The sequence below is a fragment of the Psychrobacter sp. 219-2-C genome, from assembly GCF_049560815.1.
GTDB lineage: Bacteria > Pseudomonadota > Gammaproteobacteria > Pseudomonadales > Moraxellaceae > Psychrobacter > Psychrobacter faecalis.
In genome coordinates this window covers 2,409,431-2,429,710 of sequence record NZ_CP186933.1, presented here as the reverse complement: position 1 = coordinate 2,429,710, position 20,280 = coordinate 2,409,431, and the positions used below count along the sequence as shown (strand labels likewise).

19 protein-coding genes are annotated in these 20,280 nt (G+C 44.1%); 5 read left to right on the top strand and 14 right to left on the bottom strand.

Translation table 11 applies throughout. From position 1 onward, the window contains the following. Positions 1-106 precede the first annotated feature (106 nt). Entirely contained in the window at positions 107-262 is a 156-nt protein-coding gene (locus ACPEGP_RS09960; RefSeq protein ID WP_068407724.1) for a DUF1328 domain-containing protein, read from the bottom strand. 446 nt (positions 263-708) lie between these two features. Between ACPEGP_RS09960 and ACPEGP_RS09955 the strand changes: the two genes are divergently transcribed. The 3 genes from ACPEGP_RS09955 to ACPEGP_RS09945 all read left to right on the top strand — a co-directional run bounded on the left by ACPEGP_RS09955 (position 709) and on the right by ACPEGP_RS09945 (position 4,168). Continuing rightward, positions 709-2,022 (top strand): saccharopine dehydrogenase family protein, encoded by a 1,314-nt coding sequence (locus tag ACPEGP_RS09955; protein ID WP_423813302.1) that lies wholly within the window; start codon positions 709-711, stop codon positions 2,020-2,022. A 373-nt stretch (positions 2,023-2,395) separates the two neighbouring features. Further along, positions 2,396-3,241 carry a hypothetical protein gene (locus ACPEGP_RS09950; protein WP_423813301.1) on the top strand — a complete coding sequence of 282 codons (846 nt, stop codon included), beginning with the start codon at positions 2,396-2,398 and terminating at the stop codon, positions 3,239-3,241. A gap of 444 nt (positions 3,242-3,685) precedes the next feature. Then, complete coding sequence (locus ACPEGP_RS09945; protein ID WP_423813300.1) at positions 3,686-4,168, top strand: hypothetical protein; 483 nt, start codon at positions 3,686-3,688, stop codon at positions 4,166-4,168. A 103-nt stretch (positions 4,169-4,271) separates the two neighbouring features. On the opposite strand, the gene ACPEGP_RS09940 is transcribed toward ACPEGP_RS09945, so the two are convergent. After that, positions 4,272-6,836, bottom strand: a complete 2,565-nt coding sequence (locus ACPEGP_RS09940) for a helix-hairpin-helix domain-containing protein (protein WP_423813299.1) — start codon at positions 6,834-6,836, stop codon at positions 4,272-4,274. Positions 6,837-7,261: 425 nt separating this feature from the next. Here ACPEGP_RS09940 and ompR point away from each other — a divergent pair, with 425 nt between their 5' ends. Then, a complete protein-coding gene (gene ompR, locus ACPEGP_RS09935) occupies positions 7,262-8,020 on the top strand; it encodes a two-component system response regulator OmpR (RefSeq protein WP_068407795.1) in 759 nt (252 codons plus the stop codon). A 113-nt stretch (positions 8,021-8,133) separates the two neighbouring features. On the opposite strand, the gene ACPEGP_RS09930 is transcribed toward ompR, so the two are convergent. From ACPEGP_RS09930 to ubiG, 4 genes are all read right to left on the bottom strand, one after another. Further along, the gene (locus tag ACPEGP_RS09930) at positions 8,134-8,400 is read right to left on the bottom strand and encodes a DksA/TraR family C4-type zinc finger protein (RefSeq protein ID WP_102077773.1); all 267 of its coding nucleotides are present in this window, start codon (positions 8,398-8,400) and stop codon (positions 8,134-8,136) included. A gap of 162 nt (positions 8,401-8,562) precedes the next feature. Continuing rightward, positions 8,563-9,399, bottom strand: coding sequence for a YciK family oxidoreductase (locus tag ACPEGP_RS09925; protein ID WP_227671168.1), 837 nt, complete (start codon positions 9,397-9,399; stop codon positions 8,563-8,565). A 93-nt stretch (positions 9,400-9,492) separates the two neighbouring features. Continuing rightward, on the bottom strand, positions 9,493-10,203 hold the full coding sequence (locus ACPEGP_RS09920; RefSeq protein ID WP_423813298.1) for an HAD family hydrolase: 711 nt from the start codon (positions 10,201-10,203) through the stop codon (positions 9,493-9,495). A gap of 73 nt (positions 10,204-10,276) precedes the next feature. Continuing rightward, complete coding sequence (gene ubiG / locus ACPEGP_RS09915) at positions 10,277-11,137, bottom strand: bifunctional 2-polyprenyl-6-hydroxyphenol methylase/3-demethylubiquinol 3-O-methyltransferase UbiG (protein WP_201590052.1); 861 nt, start codon at positions 11,135-11,137, stop codon at positions 10,277-10,279. Between the two features lie 454 nt (positions 11,138-11,591). On the opposite strand from ubiG, the gene ACPEGP_RS09910 reads away from it, so the two are divergent. After that, a complete protein-coding gene (locus ACPEGP_RS09910) occupies positions 11,592-12,212 on the top strand; it encodes a thiol:disulfide interchange protein DsbA/DsbL (protein WP_068407799.1) in 621 nt (206 codons plus the stop codon). 118 nt (positions 12,213-12,330) lie between these two features. Here the strand turns inward: ACPEGP_RS09910 and yjgA are convergent, their stop codons facing one another. The 8 genes from yjgA to mazG all read right to left on the bottom strand — a co-directional run bounded on the left by yjgA (position 12,331) and on the right by mazG (position 20,217). Beyond that, positions 12,331-12,843, bottom strand: coding sequence for a ribosome biogenesis factor YjgA (gene yjgA, locus ACPEGP_RS09905; RefSeq protein WP_068407800.1), 513 nt, complete (start codon positions 12,841-12,843; stop codon positions 12,331-12,333). A 118-nt stretch (positions 12,844-12,961) separates the two neighbouring features. Next, a complete protein-coding gene (gene rapZ, locus ACPEGP_RS09900) occupies positions 12,962-13,921 on the bottom strand; it encodes an RNase adapter RapZ (RefSeq protein ID WP_423813297.1) in 960 nt (319 codons plus the stop codon). A 41-nt stretch (positions 13,922-13,962) separates the two neighbouring features. Next, positions 13,963-14,865, bottom strand: a complete 903-nt coding sequence (gene panC, locus ACPEGP_RS09895) for a pantoate--beta-alanine ligase (protein WP_423813296.1) — start codon at positions 14,863-14,865, stop codon at positions 13,963-13,965. A gap of 96 nt (positions 14,866-14,961) precedes the next feature. After that, the gene (panB, locus tag ACPEGP_RS09890) at positions 14,962-15,762 is read right to left on the bottom strand and encodes a 3-methyl-2-oxobutanoate hydroxymethyltransferase (protein WP_423813295.1); all 801 of its coding nucleotides are present in this window, start codon (positions 15,760-15,762) and stop codon (positions 14,962-14,964) included. Positions 15,763-15,873: 111 nt separating this feature from the next. Then, positions 15,874-16,422: a 2-amino-4-hydroxy-6-hydroxymethyldihydropteridine diphosphokinase gene (gene folK, locus ACPEGP_RS09885; RefSeq protein ID WP_289048326.1), complete on the bottom strand. Its 549-nt coding sequence runs from the start codon at positions 16,420-16,422 to the stop codon at positions 15,874-15,876. 42 nt (positions 16,423-16,464) lie between these two features. After that, positions 16,465-18,774 (bottom strand): polynucleotide adenylyltransferase PcnB, encoded by a 2,310-nt coding sequence (pcnB, locus tag ACPEGP_RS09880; RefSeq protein ID WP_423813294.1) that lies wholly within the window; start codon positions 18,772-18,774, stop codon positions 16,465-16,467. A gap of 164 nt (positions 18,775-18,938) precedes the next feature. Further along, complete coding sequence (locus ACPEGP_RS09875; RefSeq protein WP_423813293.1) at positions 18,939-19,340, bottom strand: ComEA family DNA-binding protein; 402 nt, start codon at positions 19,338-19,340, stop codon at positions 18,939-18,941. Next, positions 19,327-20,217 carry a nucleoside triphosphate pyrophosphohydrolase gene (gene mazG, locus ACPEGP_RS09870; RefSeq protein ID WP_423813292.1) on the bottom strand — a complete coding sequence of 297 codons (891 nt, stop codon included), beginning with the start codon at positions 20,215-20,217 and terminating at the stop codon, positions 19,327-19,329. The genes ACPEGP_RS09875 and mazG overlap by 14 nt, the downstream gene beginning before the upstream one ends. Positions 20,218-20,280: the final 63 nt, after the last annotated feature.

Sequence of the window (20,280 nt, the reverse complement as noted above, 5' to 3'; positions counted from 1 at the left end):
GAGTAATTAAAATAGTCAAATTTTAGCCATAAAAAAAGTCCTCAATCGAGGACTTTTTCTTATTACCAATATGGAAAATTACGACCTAAGCAGTCACTGTTCTCTATTACATACGGCGACTAACAAATGCGACAATGAATAGAATCACAGCAATAGCTAGTAGGATATAAGCAAAGTTTGCCGATAAACCAGCGACACCGCCAAAGCCTAGGAAACTTGCAATCAACGCGATTACCGCAAAAATAATGGCCCAACGAAACATAATATTCTCCTCAAATTATGGTTAGAAATTAGCTATACAGCTAGCAGTTTTGGTTGCTAATAAACTATTTATCAATCAACCGTTTTAGCACTGCACTCTTTTCTTCCTGAAAATCTTCTTTTTGTTTTGATACAACTTATTACTGCGTACGAATATAGATTAGCAATGATTTTCTCTAAAGAACGTTCATTTTGGTAATAATGTCGATAGGTTATGTAAACTTTGTAGCAAATCTTACCATTCTTAAGTTTTTTACTTGGCTTTTCAAGACTTATGTGTAGAGATAGTGAATAGTTACTTAAATTCGCTTATTTTTATGACAAAATCTGCTATAAACCTAAATCTGCTACTTTCTGCAGATTCCATATCTAATGTCAGTTGCATAATGAACAAAAACAGCTATTTAGCAATTTCACAATAATCGCTATTTAATAAGGAAAATAACTATGAATATGGAAACCTCAAACGATACAGCGGCATCAAAACAAACATCAACAAATCAAGAGCCTGCAAACCCTAGTGAGAAGCGTCCTTACGCGGTAGTTTTGTACGGTGCGACCAGTTTTGTAGGTCAGATTACAGCGCATTATCTAACAGAATTTTTATCAAATGCTAAAAATAAAAATGGCGAGAATGTCACGTGGGCGATAGCCGGTCGCGATGAAGAAAAGCTCAATGAGCTACAGTCTAAGCTTGCCAGCAAAGTCGATATTATCATTGCCGATAGTAACGATGCTGCTAGCCTCGATAAGATGACCAAGCAAGCCCAAGTTATTATTTCAACCGTTGGCCCTTACCTAAAATATGGCGAACCTTTGATTAAATCTTGCGCCAATCATGGTACCGATTATGTCGATCTGACTGGCGAAGCGATATTTATCAAAGATATGATGGATAAATATCAGGACGCCGCCAAGCAAAGCGGCGCGCGTATCGTCAATTCATGCGGCTTTGACTCTATTCCGTCGGATTTGGGCGTATATTTTACCCAGCAGCAAGCACAAGAAAAATTGGGTAGCACTTGCGATGTGATTCATATGCGCGTCAAAGCGGCAAAAGGTGGTCTATCTGGCGGCACAATTGCGTCGATGGCGACGATTTTTGAAGAAGTTGGTCAAGATAAATCACGCCGTAAGCAAGTAGCAAACCCTTATTTGCTCAACGATGACAAAGATGCACCAAACGTGCGTCAAGATAATGTCAGCAAGCCAGAATACGATGAAGAGCACAAACGCTGGCTGGCACCCTTTGTTATGGCCAGCATCAATACCCGTATTGTGCATCGTAGTAACCAACTGCTTGGCTATGAATACGGTCGCGACTTTAAGTATGACGAAGCCATGTGGATGAAGGACGGTGTAAAAGGTAAATTATCAAGCTACGCGATGAGCGCAGGCTTAATGGGTTTTGCCACCGCCATGATGATTAAACCAAGCCGCGAGCTGTTATCTAAACATGTGCTACCTAAATCTGGCTCAGGTCCTTCTAAAGAAGAGCAAGAAAACGGCTACTTTGATATTCGCTTGTTTGGTGAAACCGCCAACAACGACGCCATTAATACTAAAGTAACTGGAGATAAAGACCCAGGTTACGGCAGCACCTCGCGTATGTTGGCGCAAGCAGCTTTATGTCTCGCGCAAGATATTAGTAAAGACGATGTCGGTGGTGGTTTTTGGACGCCTGCTTCGGCGATGGGTGACCGCTTGATTGAACGTTTACAAGAACATTCTGGTCTCAGCTTTGAAGTAGTAGAAGATTAATAACAACCATAGTTAAGATTAAAACAAGATTTAGTTAATTTAGTACGACTTTAACTAAGCTAGTAACGACCGTTTCTTGGCAATAAGAGGCGGTTTTTTATTACCTATATTATTTAACTCCTTGCTCATTACATTTTAGACAAATGTTAACGAACGATAAAAGCGTATTTTTTTGGTAAACGATGTTGCCCCTTTGCCTTTTTTCAATACATTAAGCTACACATTTCCAGACTAATGTCACAGCCATATTGCTACAACTCACGTAGGATTAAACAGGTTATGGCACGGATTTTGTAGACCAAGCCTAAGTTCAATGAGCCCAAAGAAACATATTAACAATAACTACATTAATAACAACTAAGAGGGAATGACTATGAAATTAAATCTATTAACAGCCGCAGTTTTGACATCCGGTGTCGCCATGTTTGCCAGTACCGCCAACGCCGGTATGACGACTGATAACCATGGTAACGTTGGTTATGACAGCTACGATGAATGTGTCATGGCGGTCAAAGATGGTTCGGCGAAATTTTATACGCCTTATACTTACCAAAAACCAAAGATGCAGGCAGGCGAAGCATCGATTAAAAAGATGCGTTTGTCTGAGGTTATGATTCCTCAAGCCGTGGTCAATAGTAATAATTTACAAGCCAGTGATTATTCAGCCGGTGCTTGTGATTTGGGCGTTGGACAGTCAAATGGTCGCTATGGTGTCTCAGGTCCTTTAGTAGGCAAATACGTGCCTATCGCTGCTGATATGCTCGTCAACGTTTATATGGACAAAGCCGGTAATCCGGTACGACTCAGCATGCAGCAGTGCGACAATCACTTTGGTGCTAAATTCCCTACCCCTGTTGTCAGCGACCCTAAAGAAACTGAAGCGCCAGCGCCAGAACCTCAAGTTGCGATCACTGAAGAGCGCAGTATGGAGCCAGTCGTTGTCGAAACTACCCGCGTTATCCGCCCTGCTAAGTACCGTGTAAAAGAAGTCATCATTGCGCCGGAAGACCAAATTAAACGCGTTAATACCGCAAGTGGTACAGCAATTGCGGTAGAAGATGGAGCTAATCGCGCCGTCATCGTTGGTGAAGAAGCAGATAGCAGCGTCCTTGAAGATACAGAAATCAGTCAAACTTTCCCTGTGATTCGCGTGCCGGACAATAATACCCAGCAACGCGTGGTCAATCCAACAACCGGTAAATATGTGATTGTTGAATAGAATGTTGATAATTGAGTATTAACCATACGGTTTCTAAAAGTAGAAAGGAAAGCAAAAAAGACATTTTGCTTTCCTTTTGTCGAGCCTGACAATAACGCTACAATAGTTGCACAAACTCACTTACAAACACCGCTCTGTGAGAGTTTTAATCGATGTGCTACTGAACCCATGCTTATTTAGTTGCTATTCTCCTATTAGATTTTTATCACTGACCCAGTTCAGCTTATAAAACTCTCTAACCAAATCAATCATGATAATCGTTCAATGGTTATCATGATTTTATTTTGTCTATAGGTTTAATGTTAGACATATTAAATATATAAATGCGAAATACTAAATAAATTGGTATAGCAATTTTGTTTTATACAACAATACTCAATATAAGCGTCAAGTTTAAAACCCCTTAAACTGACATTATAAGATTGTAAATTAAGGAATGGATTAATGAAAAAAAGTACTCTATCTTTATCGTTACTTATGGGCGCAGCGCTCACTATCCCAAGTTTGGCTATGGCAGCCCCTACTGATAGCGAAGCAGTAGAAGATGCAGCCACTGCAACCACCCTCGAAGCTGAAGGCACTCCTACAAATGAAGCCGCAACCGATCAATCTAATCCATTTCAATTAAGCGAAACTCAAACGATCAAAAGAGCACAGGTTAATAATCTTGCTAGCCAACAGCCAATGACTACTGAGCTACAATCTGAGCAAGCGACAATTCAAAATACCATGCAAGAAGACATGCAGGCGCAACAAGCCGCAATGCAAAATCCAGAAGCTGCAATGCAGCAACAAGCCATACAAGATGATGAAGCAGCGATGCAACAACAAGATTTGCAGCAAGCTATGCTAGATGAGGAAGCAGCTCTACAAGAAGAAGCATCATTAGAGACTGAAGAAGATGACGAGCCAACGCAAGCGCTATAAAACATAAATAGCAAAACCAATTTTAAAGAGAATCCTCCAATATATTCTCAATAAAAAAGGCAGCCATCTGGCTGCCTTTTTTGGTTAATCATTATGATAAATATTATTTTTTAGTTTTAGTAACGCCAGCTTCCTGCAACAGCGCGCCAAGCGTACCTATTTTATTAGGTGCTTCTTTATTAGGTGCTGCTGCTTTCTCCGCTCTAGGTGCTTTACGACGGTTGTTGGCATTATCTTTATCTTGACGATTGCCACGTGGTTTTGACGAACGCTTATCAGCCACTGGACGGCTATTACTTGGACGGTTGCTATTCGAATGATTGCTACGTGGACGGCTAGTCTTATCGTCATTGCCCTTACCTTCTGCAACTGACTTCGCAGCTGGGCGTACGGGTTTTTCAGACTCAGGCTTCATACTAAAGCCGATACGGCCACGTTTTTCGTCGATAGAAATCACACGTACCGAGACGATATCACCGGGCTTAACGCGGTTCATCGGGTCAGCGACGAAATCATTGGCCATCTGTGAGATATGCACAAGACCATCTTGGTGGACGCCGACATCAACGAAGCAACCAAAAGCTGTCACGTTGGTAACAACACCTTCAAGCTGCATGCCCTCGCTTAAGTCTTTAATACTATTGACGTCTTCACGGAAGTTAGCCGTTTTAAACTCAGGGCGCGGATCACGTGCAGGCTTGGCAAGCTCTTCGATGATGGCTTTGACACTGATATTATCATCATTGGCAGCCAGCGCAGTGGTATCGATGCTGTTTAACACGCCATCGTTACCGATAACTTCTGGTAATGCTTTACCGGATTGCTCAAGTAAGCTGTCAACCAACGCATAGCTTTCTGGATGCACGCCTGTCGCATCAAGAGGATTGCTACCGCCGTGGACGCGTAAGAAACCTGCCGCTTGCTCAAAGGTTTTTACCCCTAAGCGTGGTACGTTTTTCAATGCTTCACGGTTATCAAAGGCGCCGTGCTCTTTACGATAGGTGACGATTTGCTGGGCGACATTTTTATTCAAACCCGCAATATGCGCTAAGATAGCAGGACTTGCGGTATTTACATCAACACCAACGGCGTTTACGCTGTCTTGGGTAACTTTATCTAGGCTATCTGCCAACTGGGTTTGGTTGACATCATGCTGATATTGACCAACGCCAATCGCTTTTGGGTCAACTTTAACCAATTCTGATAGCGGGTCTTGCAAGCGACGGGCAATAGAAACCGCACCGCGTACCGATACATCTAAATTGGCAAGCTCGTCACTAGCAAGCTCACTTGCCGAATAAACAGAAGCGCCTGATTCATTAACGATTACGGCTTTGGCTTTTAACTCAGCGTTGGCCGCCAAAATCTCTTTAATCATCGCGTCTGTTTCGCGGCTCGCCGTACCGTTGCCGATAGCGACCAAATCAACGCCATAAGTGCTTAATAATTCATCGATGACTTTTTTGGCTTCATCCATCTTATTATCGGGGGCAAACGGATAAACGGTGGCGACGACAGGCTTTTCTTCGCCATCTAGCATGACATGGCCTTGGGTATCAACAATCGCCATTTTAACGCCATGGCGGATACCCGGATCAACGCCTAGAATCACCTTACGGCCAGCAGGCGCTGCCATAAGTAAATGCTGTAAATTATTGGCAAATACATCAATGGCATCGGCTTCAGCGGTCAGACGTTTTTCTGTCAATAAACGATGCTCAATATGCGGACGCCATTTTTCTTTCCATAAACTGGTCGCGGCTTCTGTTAAAAACTCTTGACGTTCTGCTGGCGCTTTGGCATCAACCTCAAAGTGCTTGATGATTTTTTCGATAAATGGCGCGTCTTCGCCTTCGATTTTAAGACCTAAAACGTTTTCTTGGCGACCGCGAAGCATCGCTAATAGACGATGATTTGGCAGACGCGCCAAGCTTTCACTATGTTCAAAGTAATCTTTGAACTTCTCACCAACTTCGCGTTTTTCTTCACTGGCGACGCTCGATACTATACTCGCCGTTTTCGCAAAGCCACTGCGTAGATTATCGAGTAAGTCTAACGCTTGCGTCCATTCATCAACGATGATGGCTTGTACGCCTGCCAATTGCTTGTCGATATCGCTAAAATCAACTTCAATCTCATTACCACTATCATCGGTAATGCTAGATTGGACTTGATAGTCGGCAAGCGCCTCTGTCGGTGTAATCTCTTGTGTTAACAGCGCTTGTGCAGCCACATCAAGACCAGCGGCGCGTGCTTTGGCCGCTGGTGAGCGGCGACGCGGACGGTATGGCAAGTAGATGTCTTCAAGCTCAAGTTTCGACGTCGCATTATCAATACGCGTCTGCAGCTCGTCAGTCAAATTACCCTGCGTGCTTAGCAGCTCGGTAATTTTAAGGCGACGGGTTGCCATATCACGCTCATAATTGAGCGACTTCTCTAAAGCTCGCAGCTGCGCATCGTCAAGATTCTGCGTCTTTTCTTTACGGTAACGGGCAATAAAGGGAACGGTCGCGCCTTCATCGTAAAGTTTGACAAACGCATTGACTTGAGCAGTCTTAATGCCAAGCGCGCGAGCAAGCTTGTCGTGAATATTCGCGTGTGTGGTTGCATCCAAAACCTGTGCATTTGTCGAGGTTTGAGATGGCGTTAAGGTATCAGTGCTACTCATAGACGTATCAATCGTTGAGAAATGTAGTTTTGCATTATAGCAAAAGCTGCATGAATAAAAATCCTTTTTATCTTTTCGTTATTTATCACCTGTTTTCTGGCAAAAATCGTCTGATATTGTCCGTTCTTGCGCCCTGTTAAACAAACGCATACAGCATTTAGCATTATCATTGATGCAATTATTACAGCAATCTTATACACTAAAGTCTTAATCGTACAAATATTGCAGTTTACTACTGTACTGAACACTAGTTTGTTATATTTATTGATTTTTAGCAATCGATGGAATGATTCCTAGCTAGTAGCACTAATATTATTACCTTTATGGACGCTTTTTTGAATTCTATTTTTATTAACAAAGATATTAACCCTTGTATTTTTAATCACAATTTCTACCAATAATAATTTTTATAAGAGGATGACTGTATGACAGATAACAACAGCCCTGACACCTTAAACCAGCGTATTTTGGTCGTTGATGACGATGCCCGCTTGCGCTCTTTATTGCAGCGTTTTCTAGAAGACGATGGTTTTGTCGTTCGTACGGCGCATGATGGCAATCAGATGGACAAATTGATGCAACGTGAGCTGTTCTCATTGGTGGTATTGGATTTGATGCTACCAGGCGAAGACGGTATCAGTATTTGTAAGCGTTTGCGTGAAGATAATGGCGATATACCGATCATCATGCTGACCGCTAAAGGTGGCGATGCCGATCGTATCGCTGGCCTTGAAGCCGGCGCTGATGACTATTTGCCAAAGCCATTTAACCCAAAAGAGCTACTCGCTCGTATCAAGGCGGTGCTGCGTCGTCAAAATCGTGAGTTGCCGGGTGCGCCAAGTCATCAGCTAGAAGTGGTTGAATTTGGACCATGGACGCTTGATTTATCGACCCGTACCCTGAAACGTGATGGCAATGTGGTTACTTTAACAACCGGTGAATTTTCAGTATTAAAAGCTTTGGTACAGCATCCACGTGAGCCATTAACGCGTGATAAGCTGATGAATCTTGCCCGTGGTCGTGAATGGGGTGCAATGGAGCGTTCTATTGACGTGCAGGTATCACGTTTGCGCCGTTTGATTGAGGACAATCCTTCACAAGCGCGTTATATCCAAACTGTTTGGGGCGTCGGCTATGTATTCGTACCCGATGAAGCAGAAGTTGAAGCCGCTAAGAGCGAATAGGTCTAACTTTTAGTATTGAAAATATTAAATGCCATAAAAAGCCCTGCACATTGATTGCAGGGCTTTTTATTGTTCTAACTATTGGTTTAACGTTAAATATTTAGCGCATAAATCTAACGTAATTGACTGTCTTTACTACCGCGGCGATTAAAGAGCTCAGTTGCCTTTGCTTCTTTTTCAAGCTCAGACTGACAGCTAACGCAGTGCTGCACACCTGGTACCGCTATGCGCCGCGCTTCTGGAATGGGGTTACCACACTCATCACAAAACTCAGCACTTTCACCGGTCGGCAGTGCACGCCGTGCGCGCTCTAACGCATCGTTAACGGTCGCATCCATTTGTTCATGCTCTGCCCCATCTCTTGACCAGCCACCTGCCATAATCGTATCCTGTTTTTTATTAATGCTATTTAGGCTTTAATTGATAAAAGTCTTTAATAACAAATAGATGGGGTTATAGAGCTCTTATTTCAATCAATAAACGCTTTTATAAACACCATTAATAGCGATAAAAATAGTAAGCAATAAGATAGCAAATGATGATTAGTCTTTTGGTTGCAGCTCAACCACTTGACCGCGCACACCGATGCTTTCATCACTCATCAAAAACACATAACCGCCCATAATATCTTCTGGTGTCTTTAGGCTCATCGGATTTTCACCCGGAAAAGCATGAGCACGCATATTGGTACGGGTGCCGCCGGGGTTGATGCAATTGAAGCGTAAATTGGTGGTATTTTGCGTCTCTTGGGTAAATATATCACTCATGCCTTCTACCGCTTGCTTGGACAGTGCATAGGCACCCCAAAACGCGCGCGGATGGGTGCCAACGCTACTAGAAGTAAAGACGATAGAACCATGGGCGGCATCTTTAAGCAGCGGCAGTAGCGCTTGGGTGAGCATAAAGGTAGAGGTAAAGTTGACCTTCATCACTTGAGCAAACATATCGACATCGTACATCTCAAGCGGTGTCAAAGCACCTAGCATGCCAGCGTTGTGCAATACCCCATCGAGCTGTCCAACTTCTTTTGCTATCAAATTCTCTAGCGTTTGCATCTCAGCATAAGTCGCGCCTTCAAGATTCATTGGTAGCATGGCAGGTTGCTTGCCGCCAAAGCTTTCGATTTCATCATAAACGTATTCAAGTTTGCTACTGGTACGCCCTAACAATAACACCGTCGCACCATAACGGGCATAGGTCAAGGCGGCAACACGGCCGATACCATCACCAGCACCCGTGACCAAAATTGTTTTACCATCTAAGCAGTTATCAGGCGGTATAAAATTACGAATAGCGTCGTGCGATACAGATGGTACAGAATTTTGCGCAGCTGCTTGATTGGCTTGCTGCGGCGTGGGCGGATTAGTATTGTCACTCATGGCATTACTCACTGCTTATTATTTGATGATTTGATAGTAGGTTGCTTATTAGCTATCTTGATGAATGGCTTATTTGCTTTATAAGTAGTTATTTTATAAATAGTCAAACTTACCTGAAGCAAGTAAAAGCTTACTCAACTCTTTAGGGGTGTCGGTAATGTAGTCAGCGCCCCATTTCTTTAAGTTTTTTTGGTCTTCAGGCGGAATATAACCATAAGCGGCTAAAATGGTTGTCATACCAGCGGCGTTGCCCGCTTCAATATCGCGTATATGGTCGCCAATATAAAGTACGCTTTCAGCAGCGCCGCGCGGAATGGCGAGTTTTTCTAAGGCCACATACATCGGCTCTGGATCTGGCTTAGAGCGTGATACATCATCAGGACAGACTAGTACCGAGCAGCGCTCATCTAACTGCATTGTTTCTAGCAAAAGCTCTGCTAAATAGCGCGGCTTATTGGTGACAATTCCCCACGGCACGCCTTTATCCTCTAAGGTGCGCAGTACTTCTTCAAGCTCGCTAAAGACACAACTATCGACGCATATATCGGCTTCATAATCGTCTAAAAACTGCTGACGAAACTCAAGTAACTCTTCTTCACTAACCTCAATTTGGCCGTTATGACGCAACATCAAACGCACCATCGACGAAGCGCCTGCGGAAACTTGCTCACGAATCTCAGCTTCAGGTGGCGCTTGCCAATCATTCTCGCCGCTCATTTTACCAATAATTCGGACGAAATCGGCGGCAGTGTCGATTAACGTCCCATCAAGGTCGAACAAGACAGCTTTTACAAATTGACTCATAACAGGCGCTCTTAATATTAATTTAAAACATGGATTTAAAAAGTGGTTAAAAAGGAATACTCATAAAAAAAATTTACAACAGTGGTTTTTGTACCGCCATCATATAATTGACATCGACGTTTTGCGCCAACCAGTAGCGTTTGGTCAACGGATTATAATGCAGCCCAATGATATCTTGACGGCTGAAACCCGCATTTAGCGCCATTTTATCCAATTCCGCTGGGGTAATAAATTTGGCGTAATCATGGGTACCGCGATCAAGCAGACGCAATACATACTCAGCGCCAACGATGGCAAATAAGTAGGACTTAGGGTTGCGGTTAATGGTCGAGAGCACGCAAACGCCGCCTGGCGCTAGTAGCTTAAAACACGCCTCAACGATGGCAGTTGGGTCTGGTACATGCTCGAGCATCTCCATACAAGTCACCACATCGAACTGGCCGGCATGGGTTTCAGCCAATTGTTCAATCGGAATGTGCTGATAACGCAAGGTATTATCTAAATTGCTTTGCTCAGCATGCAAGGCCGCCGCTTTGAGATTTTCTGTGCCAAGGTCAATACCAGTAACATCAGCGCCGCGTCGCGCCATTGATTCTGACAAGATACCGCCGCCGCAACCGACATCAAGAACTTTTTTACCCGCCAAGCCCAATTCTGCGATTTTACTGCTATCAGCACTCATAAAGCCGTGCTTGACGTTGTCTTCTATCCAATTAAGGCGTAGCGGATTGATTTCGTGTAAGGTGGCAAAGGCGCCGGTTTTATTCCACCACTCGCTCGCCAAATTGTTGAATTTTTCTACTTCGCTGGCATCGACATTAATCGCCGTATTTTGATTGAATTCGTTAGCAGCATTATTACTATTGCTCATATTGTCAGTAGGATTGTTTTGTTGATGATTCACAGGCTGCGCAGAAGGTAAAACTTGGCTCATAGGATTTTTCCTTTATTGGCATTATAGTTATTATCGGGAAGTATGATGCTACGCTCAATATTAGCATGAGAGCAGCAACTTTGTCGTGAGTACATCGTCACCGTTTGTGAAACGCGCAAATTATAGTCTTATGAGTCAGTTATTCTTATATTGAAAAAATTTGGCTTAACGACTTTGGATTGACGATCGGGCTGAAATTCAAGGTATAAAATAAGCGCAAAACCATAAGTAAGATACCTTAAATAATAGCTCACAGCTTTACAACCGTTAGTTAAGAATCGGGTTCACAACTATGGGCATTTTACGCTATTATAGGCAGTAGTCTATAAAAGGGTGATTTAGGCGACGCATTGCCGCTTAAACTTGTGAGACCTCTATACAAATGCGCTAAATGACTGCTGAATCGAACCTTCTGAAACAATTATTCTGAATCTCGACACCTCAAGGAAAAAGTATGAAACGTATCATCGCATTGACTGGTTTGGCTTGTGCTATTGGGTTTGCCAATATGGGCGCACAAGCCGCCAATTATGTCGCAGGAAAAGACTACCGCGTGCTAGATAATCCAGAAAAAATCAGCGGTGATGCTATCATTGTGCGTGAATTCTTTTGGTATGGCTGCCCGCATTGTAACGTCCTCAATCCACATATGGAAAAATGGGCAAAAACCAAAGACAAAGACGTGGCATTTTTCAAAACCCCAGCCGCGCTAAACCCTGTTTGGGAAGCCAGCGCCCGTGGTTTCTACGCCGCGCAATTACTAGGCTATGAAGACAAAACCCATGATGCGTTATTTGATGCGGTGCATAAAGACGGCAAACAGTTATTTGACCAAGCGTCACTGAGCAAATGGTACGCATCTAAAGGGGTGAATGAAAAGAAATTCAATAGTCTTTATAACTCATTTGCCGTTGGCACAAAAATTGGTCGCTCACAGGCAGGTGCTAAGCGTTATCAGCTTTCAGGCGTACCAGCAGTAGTCGTCCATGGTAAGTATGTGGTGACTGGTGAAAGCGCCACTGTTCCTAAAGTGGTTGATTATCTCGTTGATAAAGTACGTGCCGAGAAAAAATAATTTAAGATGTGTAAATTATTAAGAAAATGAACGTTTATAAAAATGCAAAAAGCCAATCTTTAACGATTGGCTTTTTTATAGGTCATGGTTTATAAATTAATATAAGCATTATTATTAATTAGCTTTTCAGCTGCGACAATATCGCCACTTCACGAATATAACTGGCCAAATCTTCTTTAGACTCCGCCATCAATTCATCGTCTTGTGTATGTTTGGCATATTCAATCCATAGCAGCAACTGATACAAACTATTACGCTCAGAGGCTTTGTATTGTTTTACAAACTGCTTTAGCGTGCCTTCATCATTGATGTTTAAGCGCTCAATCCAGCTTTCGATTTTAGAAATCTGCTCTTTTGGAAAAAAAGCATCGAACAAGGCTTTAACCAATTCATGGCGGTTTTCTTCACTGATGAGTTTACCGACCCGTTTGGTTTGACGATTGCGCGCATTGGCACTGGTAATATCAGCAAGCGCCATCAGCTCTGCCATAAAGTAATCACTTGCTGGCAGGTTTTTGAGCTGCTTCTTCGATAAGCTGGCAAGCGGTATCGACAATGCTTGTAAGCGCTCATGAGCTTTTTTGAGCTCTGTGCGCGAGACGCGCATATCCTGTTCTGACCAGTCAATCATAAAAGCTTTCCATTTTTCGAGATAGTAAATAATAGAGTTTATTGCGTCTTGCTGATTATATTGCTTGAGCATTCATCGTAGCTAATAACCATTAATAATTAGCATTACTAGCCTAGCTTTACCAACGATGTTTTTCGCGGTGCTTAGCGGTAATACTCAAACCTTCGGGCAAGCTCACGGTCAATTTATCTTGCAAATGCTTGGTAATAAATACCGAACGATGCTTGCCACCAGTGCAACCAATGGCAACCGTCACCGTATGGCGATTATTATGTAAAAAATCTGGCAACCAGCGCGTCAGAAATGTAGCGATATCGTCAGTCATCTCTGCCACCTCTGGATAATCAGCAAAAAATTCAGCAACTTCCGCATCCAGACCTGTCGCGGCGCGCAGCTTTGGGTTCCAATGCGGATTGGGCAAAATGCGCACATCAAAGACAAAGTCGGCATCGATTGGGCTGCCATACTTAAAGCCAAACGATAACAGATTAATGGCGATTTGATTGTCAGCCCCAACATAATCGCGCAGGCGCTCTTTTAGCTGATGAATATTAAGCATACTGGTATCAATTTTAAGATCCGCACGCCTAAATATCGGCTGCAAAAGCTGGTTTTCTTTTTCAATCGCCGCTGGTAAATTATCAGTGGTATTTTCTATACCTTTGCTATCTTGCACCATCAAAGGATGAATGCGGCGAGTGGCATTAAAGCGCGCCACCAAGATATCCTCTTGCGCTGTCACATAAATGACGGTGAGCGCCTCTTCGCCATACGTCTGCTTTAACGTATCATGTATTTCAGAAAAATTGGACAAATCGGCGCGAGGGGTGCGAATATCGACCCCAAGGGCGACGCGTTTGATGCCGCTATCACAAACCAGCTTTTGTGCCGCCTCAGGAACCAATGACAAAGGCATATTATCAATACAATAATAACCAAAGTCCTCTAGGATATTGAGTACAGAGGTCTTGCCCGAGCCTGAGCGCCCTGACACCACCAAGATACTTAAACCATCTTTATGTGATGGTGTCTGCTCGTTATCTGATTTGGCGTGCTCATTATCCTTAGTTGTACTCATGATCCGTCATCCTTATACATTGCATCTAGCCACTCCCGCGCTCATGACGGCAGTGTTACCGTCACTAGCTGATTGTCTAACAAGCGTGCACGGCCCAACCATGCGGCAACCAAAATCACCAAATCTTGCTGATTTCCAGCGAAAGTTGTCGATTTTCCATCTATCTCAAAAGCATCAAGCTGCGCCGTTTTGACTTCTAAATAATCAATGATAAAACCTGCGGCAGTGATACGCGCGCTAGCCGCTGCTAATAAATGCTCAAGCCCTCGTTCGATATATGCGCCATTCATTAGCTGGTCGGCTAAGCGCTGTAATTCTTGATGAAGCATGGGAGCGATATTGCGCTCTGAATCAGTTAAATACTGATTGCGTGAAGACAAGGCTAAACCATCAGCCGCTCGTACGATAGGTGCGCCAATGATTTTAATCGGATAACTTAAATCACGCACCAACTGCTGAATAATGGCCAACTGCTGATAGTCTTTTTGCCCAAATACGGCCACTTCCGGCTGGACGATATTAAAGAGCTTTGAGACGACAATGCCAACGCCATCAAAATGACTTGGACGCGATTGGCCACATAACTGGCTGGTGATTGCGCCTGCTCGAACCGACGTTGGCGGTGGTAATACCGGATACATCTCATCAATACTGGGCGCAAATACGTAATCGGCATTAACAGTAGTAAGTTTGGCAACGTCCTCATCTAACGTCCGAGGATAGCTATCAAAGTCTTCACCGACGCCAAATTGGGTAGGATTGACGAAAATACTCACCACCACAATATCGGCATGTTGTTTGGCAAGTTTAACCAACTCAAGATGACCGTCATGCAGATTGCCCATCGTTGGCACTAACGCAATATGCTGCTTGCCCTCTTGCTGACCACGATAAGGGTTTAGAGCGTTACGCAGTGCTGAGATGTGATGATGAATAATTGGCATGGTTACTATGTTTTATCCTGACAGCTTGTTCTACTGATAATGGTCAAATCATTAAATCAAATACGGCTTACTTTAATACGATTTACTTTAATACGGCTAGCTAAATTGGTGCTGCTCAGTGGGAAAACTGCCGTCACGTACCGACTGCTGATACAGCGCAAAAGCCCCTTCAATACTACCCGTGCTATTACGCTCGTCGGTTAAAAAGTCATGGACAAAGCGTGGCACGCGGCCGTGCACCATACCAAGCATGTCATGCATGACCAGAACTTGACCATCAGTAGCAGCACCAGCGCCAATCCCAATAACCGGCACAGCTACGTCTTCTGTAACTGCTTTAGCAAGCTCAGCAGGTACACACTCTAATACCAAAAGCGCTGCACCCGCTTCGACGACCGCTTTAGCATCAGCAAGCAGTTTTTCTGCTGCTGCATCACCGCGACCTTGTATTTTATAACCACCAAAGACATTGACAGACTGCGGCGTCAGTCCTAAATGCACACAAGTCGGCGTACCTGCTTGCGCCAAGGTTTTGACCAAATCGCAAAGCTCACTACCGCCTTCAATCTTAATCACGTGCGCGCCCGCCTGCATCAGCTTGCGGCTATTGGCCACCGCATCTGGGAGCGTCACATAACTCATAAACGGCAAATCCGCTAAAATCAACGCATGCTTATTACTACGGGCGATATTGGTTGTATGATAAGCCATATCATCAACGCTGACAGGCAAGGTTGAATCATGACCCTGTACTACCATGCCCAAACTATCACCAATCAAAATCGTATCGATTTGCGCGTTGTCCATCATACGCGCAAACATGGCGTCATAGCAGGTCAGACAGGTGAATTTAACACCGTCTTTTTTAAATTTATTTAAAGTAGATAAGGTTGTCATATGACCCTCAATGCGGTTAACTATTTATAGCCTTTGATATTTTAATAAAATGCACAGCCACTATCGTAGCATCCAACTTATTCATAATTCTACAGAGGCACTAAAGAGGCATTAATTCAGTTTTAATAGCTTTAGTCCCGTCCAATCGTCACTGGACGGATAATCCGTTATTGGTTTGTTTAAAATGATTAACTCTGGCGCCAACTCTCGCAGCGGCAGTAGGACGAAATTGCGCTCATGTAAGCCTGCGTGCGGTATGGTTAATTGCGGCTCTGAGATTTTGATATCCCCATACAATAAAATATCGACATCGAGGCTGCGCTCACCCCAGCGGCGCAAACGGGCGCGTTTGGCTTGTTGTTCTAGCGCTTGGCAAAATGCAAGCAGCTCAAACGCAGTTAAGGTAGTCTCAAAACCTACCACCGCATTGACAAAGTCAGGCTGATCTTGCGGTCCCATCGGCGCCGAAGCGTAGAAAGAAGACACTCGTACCGCTCGTATTTGCTTATTTTCTTGCATAGCTACGATGGCTTGCTGTAAATGCTCTACCGGCGAACCTAGCTCGTTTTCTAGATTGCTGCCTAAACCAACATAACAGGTAACCCAACTTATATCGTTACTACTTTTATTGGCATTGCTAGTTTCAAGGTGGCTGTTCATAGTTTTCACTGTGCTTTAGTGCTTTAAAATCGGCTTGTAAGCCTAACCGTTGCTAACGCTTGGCTGACGGCGGCGGCGTTTTGATGGAACCGGCCCTTTTTGCTCATTCATCTTGCTAGCGGCTGTTCGATTCTGAGCTTGAGTAGTCTGTTTCTTAATATTCTGTTTGGTTGCAGCAGCTTTTTTAGCAACAGACGGTGTATCCTCAGCAAAATATGACGCAGCTTTAGGCGCTTTTTTCTCATACTTGGCCGTATTTACTACTCGCTCTTTATCGCTAGCTGGTTTTGCCGTTACGTTAAGCAAGTTATCAGCGTTATTTTTACTGTCAGTATTACTATTATCCGCTATCGCAGTAGGTTGACGACGGCGACGTTTATATGGTATCGGCTCGTTATTTATGCTGACAAGCGCTGGCGTTTGGGCGACAGTACGCTTAGTATGGACATTAGTAGCAGCATTAGTATTGGCCGTTGTAGATAAAGCTGACTGGTCAAAATCGGCTTTGCTAGCAGTAGGCTTGGTATCGACTGGTTTTGCTTTTGCATCCTGCTGCGCTTGCTTATCAGCGTTAACAAAGTTATCAGATTGGCGTGCAACCCTTAATTTCTTAGATGACGTATTTTCAGCTTTTGGGCTTTGCTGCACAGGCGCTTGCTTTGATTTAGCATTAGATTTTGGCTGATCGTCCGTTGGCAACTGCTTACGTAATGGCGGAACCACTTTTTCATGCTCGATGACAAATAACGGTGCAGGCTTGGCATCGTGGCGCTTATTTGCCGATTGGTTGCCAATATTCGCCAGTGATAACTGCTGCAATTGCGCCAGCTCATTATTATCTTGTGCTGCTTGCTGCTTATCATAGCCCTTATGATGACTATTATTGCTGACACTATGATTACTATTGTTATTAGCCTGCTGAGTAGATTGGCTCGCGGCGCGGCGGCGGCGTGACGGCACGTTTGAAGCATCATCAGCTTGCTTGCTATGGCCGTTACCGCCTACATTATTTTGTTGATTGTTTTCTATGTGATTTACCTTATCATGGTTTGATGTGTTTAAAGCTTGCGGCTTTTGACGATTACGCCCGCGACCACGCTGCCCTTGTTTATAGGCTCCACGACGGATATTCTCATCAAAATCATCAATCGCTTGATCTTGCTGCTGTTCGGTCAGGGTTTGATAGGTTTGCCACCACTCGCCCATGCCATTGGTCGACTCTGAAAGCGGATGTTCGGCATCACCGCACTGCTCACGCAATAGCAAGAAATCAAAACCGGCGCGGAAACGAGGATGCTCAGACAACTGGATAATTTGTTTGCTGCGCGGCGCCGCCAATTTTGGCTGTAATATCCAAATATCACGGATAAATTGTTCGGCAAATTTTGGAATGGCGGTCTTGATACGCTGACGGTCGATGACTTTGCCCGCTGCATGCAGTTGCGCGTCAGCAAAAGGCATATTGCGTTTTTTGGCTTTTTCCAATTGATGAAGATAGTTTTCCCACAATAACGCGGCATAAAAGAAGGCAGGATTGATACTTTTACCAGCGGCGATACGTTTGTCGGTATTGATAGCGACTTGTTTGACCAAGGCACTTGGCTCAGCAGGCGGATAAATTACTAAACTGTCAATCGCGCCCGACTCAAACAATAACGGCAGTAGCGGCACTAAATAGCCACCGGTAAACATTTTTTGCGTTTCATCATAAAGACGATGCGGAGAAATTTGCTCCAGCAGCGCCCAATTGTCATCATGAAACTGGGCGGCGAGTTCGCTATCAAAATCAAAACCAAGCTTGGCTTTAAAACGCAGGGCACGCAGCAACCTGACCGGATCTTCTTCGATACGCGTCGGTGCATGACCTAAGAGACGAATAACTTTATTGTCGATATCTTCAAGCGCGCCGCAAAAATCATGTACCACGCCTTTGAGCGGTTGATAATAAAGGGCATTGATAGAAAAGTCACGACGAGCAAAGTCTTGTTTGATATCGCCCCAGACATTGTCGCGCAAAATCATCCCATCTTGATTGGTATTGGCATTATTGAGCGGTGGACCACGAAAGGTCGCCACTTCGATAAGTTCGCGCCCAGAGTAGACATGCGCCAATTGAAAGCGGCGTCCAATAATACGGCAACGCTTGCCAAAGACATCTTTAATCTCATGAGGTTTGGCATCAGTGACCGCGTCAAAGTCTTTTGGACGCAGGCCTAGCAAGGTATCGCGCACGCCGCCACCGACGATATAAGCATCAAACCCAGCTCGGGTTAGGGTGGCTATCACTTCGGTAATGGAATTGGGTAATTCAGATTTATTCAGTTCTAACTGCTTGGCGGCACGCTCGGCCATGCATCTACTCCTCGCCTTTATTCTTAACCACCCCGACGAACACAGCGTCTATCAGGCGGATGTACCCACTAGTTTAACAAATTTTGACCATGGTGGGTGTGTTATGACATTTACTTACATGCTATTTTGTCAATATGGGGGTTAAATAATACAAAATAAAGCGCTTAATCTTGTAAGCTTAAACGCTGGCGATTTTTCTCAACCGTTTTTGCGCCGATGCCTTTGACTTTCGTTAATTCATCAACCGTTTTAAAGCCGCCAAACATCTCGCGATATAAAATAATCGCCTGTGCTTTACTGCTGCCAATACCGTTTAATGCCACCAGCTCGGCTTCTGTGGCGCGATTGATATTAATTCTAGTCTGCGTGCGCGCTTGGCTTTGTGCTGTTTCTTGCGTCAATAGATAATGATAAGCGCTTTTAGCATTATCAAAACATGGCGCGGCAAGGGCAGGATTAAACGATATAGTAATAACAGAAAACACACCTACTAAAAAAACGGCGGCATTTTTAAATAAATTAGCATGCTGCCATTTAATAAACCGGCTTTTATTAGTCGCGTTCATGCTGTTTCGCCGCTTCCCATAACGCATCCATCTCATTGATATCGCTATCTTCTAAACGCTTGCCAGTAGCCGCTAATTGCTCTTCGATATAACCAAAGCGCGACTTAAATTTATGCACACAGGTTAATGTTGCAGTTTCAGCGTCGAGGTTGAGTTTACGCGCGACATTGACCAGTGCAAACATGCAATCGCCAAGCTCTTTTTCAATGTCTCTGATGTTGGCTTTGCTTATGTTATATTTAGCAGCGGTTTTCGATTTATCGGTCAGCTCGCTTTTTAACTCAGTAATTTCTTCATCAAGCTTATCAAAAGCGCCGCTGACCCCTTCCCAATCAAACCCCAATTTTGATGCTTGTTTTTGCACTTCCTGCGCTTGCATCAGCGCACTACCTGCCTTGGTATTATCCAAACGACGTTTCGGCTTGCCACGTGCGGCGCGAGCTTGGTCTTCCTCTGCTTTAATCTCATCCCAGCGACCTTTTACTGCAGCGTCGTCTTCTAGCGTTTCGGCTTCAAATACATGCGGATGGCGGCGAATCAGCTTTTCTTGCAACGTGGTAATCACATCGCTAATATCAAAGCGCCCTTGTTCTGCGTACATCTGACAATGAAACACCACTTGCAAAAGCACATCGCCAAGCTCGCCCTTGATATCTTCGTCATCATCGCTTTGAACCGCTTCGCCGAGCTCATAGGCTTCTTCAATCGCATACGGAATGAGACTATGATTGCTTTGCTTTTTATCCCACGGACAATCTGCGCGCAGCCGTGCCATTAACTTTAATAAATCGTCTAACTCGCCAGTTGCTACTGGCACGCCCTGTACAGGGCTGGGCGGCGTAATAGAAGTTAACGTTTGGTTGTCTAAGTCACTCATAAAATACTCTTATATTTTTTATCATAGAAACGGATAAGTATAAAAATGCTCACATAAAGCACC